This is a genomic window from Ruegeria sp. BC7 (genome assembly GCF_056539165.1).
In genome coordinates this window covers 1-3,371 of the sequence record NZ_JBQFUL010000019.1, presented here as the reverse complement: position 1 = coordinate 3,371, position 3,371 = coordinate 1, and the positions used below count along the sequence as shown (strand labels likewise).

At 63.3% G+C, this 3,371-nt stretch carries 3 protein-coding genes; all 3 read right to left on the bottom strand.

Annotation, left to right across the window (positions count from 1 at the left end; genetic code table 11):
* On the bottom strand, positions 1 to 488 hold a 488-nt coding region (locus tag ACR0KS_RS20365; protein WP_480693333.1), incomplete at its 3' end, for an FAD binding domain-containing protein.
* A gap of 95 nt (positions 489 to 583) precedes the next feature.
* Positions 584 to 2,944: a xanthine dehydrogenase family protein molybdopterin-binding subunit gene (locus ACR0KS_RS20360; RefSeq protein WP_170418884.1), complete on the bottom strand. Its 2,361-nt coding sequence runs from the start codon at positions 2,942 to 2,944 to the stop codon at positions 584 to 586.
* Positions 2,945 to 3,017: 73 nt separating this feature from the next.
* Positions 3,018 to 3,371: (2Fe-2S)-binding protein (locus ACR0KS_RS20355; protein ID WP_480693332.1), on the bottom strand; the 354-nt coding region annotated here is incomplete at its 5' end.

Below are 3,371 nucleotides of genomic sequence, written 5' to 3'. Positions count from 1 at the left end.
AAGCGGATCGAGGTGATGATCTCGCCCTCATCCAACGCCGTGGTGAACATGCCCTGAAAGAACTCATCCGCCGCGATCTGCCGCGCATTGGTCACGATGGTCGCGCCCGACCCCAGCACAGCCGCCGGATAACAGGCCGCCGGATCGTTATTGGCCACCGACCCGCCAATGGTGCCACGGTTGCGTACCGCCGGATCGCCGATCTGCCCGGCCAATGCCGCCAGCGCCGGATAAGACCCCGCCGCCTCGCGCGCCACCACCGCATGGGGCGTCGCGCCGCCAATCGCGACCGATCCGTCATCCTCGACACAGACCCCCTGCATCTCGGCAATCCCGCTCAGCGACACCAACGCCGACGGCGCCGCCAACCGCTGCTTCAGCGTCGGGATCAGCGTCTGACCGCCGCCCAACGCCTGCGCATCCTCACCCCCCAGCGCGGCAACCGCATCCGCAATGGTCGAGGGCTTCTCAAACTCGAAATTATACATTCCGCTTTTCCTTTCCGAAGAACATAGATCCGCTCTTCATCTGGCTAAAAATATCCCGGGGGTCTGGGGGCAGAGCCCCCAGCTACCCCAACCTCTCAGCTGTTCATCGCCGCCCAGACGCGCGACGGGCTCACCGGCATGTCGATATGGTCAATCGCCTTGCCGCCCGAGTTCATCGCATCCAGAACCGCATTCACCACTGCGGGCGGCGAGCCAATGGCACCGGCCTCCCCACAGCCCTTCACACCCAGCGGGTTGTGCGTGCAGGGCGTCTGGCTGGAATGATCCACGCCATAGAACGGCACATCATCGGCGCGCGGCATGGCGTAATCCATGTAAGAGGCACTCAGCAGTTGGCCATTCTCGTCGTAGGCGCAGTTCTCCAACAGCGCCTGACCGATGCCCTGACCGATGCCGCCATGGACCTGACCATCCACGATCATCGGGTTGACGATGTTGCCAAAGTCATCCGCGGCGGTGAACGCCTCGATGCTGACTTTGCCGGTCTCAGGGTCCAGTTCGACCTCGCAGGCATAGGCGCCCGCGGGGAAGGTAAAGTTGGCCGGGTCGTAAAACGCGGTCTCCTCCAGCCCCGGCTCGACCTCCAGCGGGTAGTTATGGGGCACATAGGCCGTCAGGGTCACATCGCCCCAGGCCACCGACTTGTCGGTGCCCGCGACGCTGAACTGACCGTCCTTCAGCTCGATATCGGCCTCGGACGCCTCCAGCAGGTGGGCGGCGATCTTCTTGGCCTTGTCGATCACCTTCTCGGTGGCCTTCACCATGGCCGAGCCACAAACCGCCAGTGAGCGGGACCCATAGGTGCCCATACCAAACGGGATCTTCGAGGTGTCGCCATGCACGATCTCAACCATCGACTCGTCAATGCCGATCATGTCGGCCACAACCTGCGGAAAGGCCGTCTCATGCCCCTGCCCATGGCTATGCGCACCGACCATGACGCTGATTGATCCGGTGGCATTCACCCGCACCGTCGCTGCATCATAAAGACCCGCACGCGCGCCCAGCATCCCCACGATGTTCGAGGGCGCAATGCCGCACGCCTCGATATAGCAGTTGATGCCCAGACCGCGCAGCTTGCCCTTGGCTTCGCTTTCCGCACGCCGCGCGGCAAAGCCTGCCAGATCAGCAGCGGCCTCCAGCTTGTCCATCGTCCCGTTGTAATCCCCGGTGTCATAGGTCAGCGCCACCGGCGTGTCATAGGGGAACTGGGTGATGAAGTTCTGACGCCGCAGCGCAATCGGATCGACCCCCAGCTCGCGCGCGGCCTTGTCGATCACGCGTTCCAGTTGATAGGTCGCCTCGGGGCGGCCCGCGCCGCGATAGGCATCCACCGGCACCGTGTTGGTGAACATCGCCTTCACGTTCACCTGAATGACCGGAGTTGTGTAATTGCCTGCGGCCAGCGTGCCATGCAGCCAGGTCGGAACCGAGCTGGCAAAGGTCGACAGATAAGCCCCCATATTGGCCAGCGTGTTGGTGCGCAGGCCGATAAAGTTATTGTCGGCATCCAGCGCCAGTTCGATCGTGGTCACGTGATCGCGGCCATGGGCGTCGGACATGAACGCCTCGGACCGGCTGGCCGACCATTTGACGGGCCGGTTGCAGGCTTTGGCCGCAAAGGTACAGAACGCCTCTTCCGCATAGTGGAAGATCTTGGTGCCAAAGCCGCCGCCCACATCCGGGGCCACCACGCGCACCTTGTGTTCCGGCAGACCCAGCACGAAGGCGCACATCAGCAAACGGATCACATGCGGGTTCTGTGAGGTGGTATAGAGCGTATATTCCTCGGTCCCGCGGCTGTATTCCGCCACCGCCACGCGCGGCTCCATCGGGTTGGCAACCAGACGGTTGTTCACCAGATCCAGCGTGGTCACATGGGCCGCGCCCGCAAACACCTCATCGACCTTGGCGTCGTCGGTCTCGCCCAGATGCCAGTCATAGCAGATGTTGTTCTTCAGATCGTCATGCACCAGCGTCGCGCCGTCCTGCGCTGCCGCCTTCATGTCGATCACCGCGGGCAGTTCCTCGATGTCGACGTCAATCGCCTCGGCCGCGTCGCGCGCCTGATCCAGGCTGTCGGCCACCACTGCGGCGATGGGATCACCCACATGCCGCACCTTGCCCTGCGCCAGAATGGGATGGGCCGGTTCCTGCATGGGCGCGCCGTGCTTGTCCGTCACCTCCCAGCCGCAGGGGATGCCGCCCACCCCTTCAAAATCCTTGCCGGTGAATATCCGCACCACACCCGGCATGCCCTCGGCCGCCGAGGTATCGATGCTGCTGATCCGGCCATGCGCGATATCCGAGCGCAGGAAATACACATAGGCCTGTCCGGCCACGTTGATGTCGTCGGTGTAATTGCCCGCTCCGGTCAGAAAGCGCACGTCCTCGCGCCGCTTGGAACTGGCTCCGATGCCACTGTCTTTGGGCATTGCTTGATCTCCTCCCTATGAGTGCACGCTGGCACCCGCTGTCATTCCACGGGCGCAACCGCCCGCAGCGGCATCATTCCGCAGCGATGCTGCCCACGTCCTGGCCCGATGCGGCCATGATCGCCTTGACGATGTTGTGATAGCCCGTGCACCGGCACAGATTGCCTTCCAGGTAATGCCGGATCTCGGCCTCGGTCGGGCGCGGGTTCTCTTTCAACAGCGCCGCCGCACTCATCACCATCCCCGGCGTGCAGAACCCGCACTGAAGCCCGTGATGATCCTGAAACGCCTGCTGAATGGTGTTCAGCGACCCATCCTCAGCCGCCTGACCCTCGATCGTACCGACATCAGCCCCATCCGCCTCGAGCGCAAGCATGTTGCACGACTTCACAGCCTGACCATCCACATGCACAACACACGCCCCACA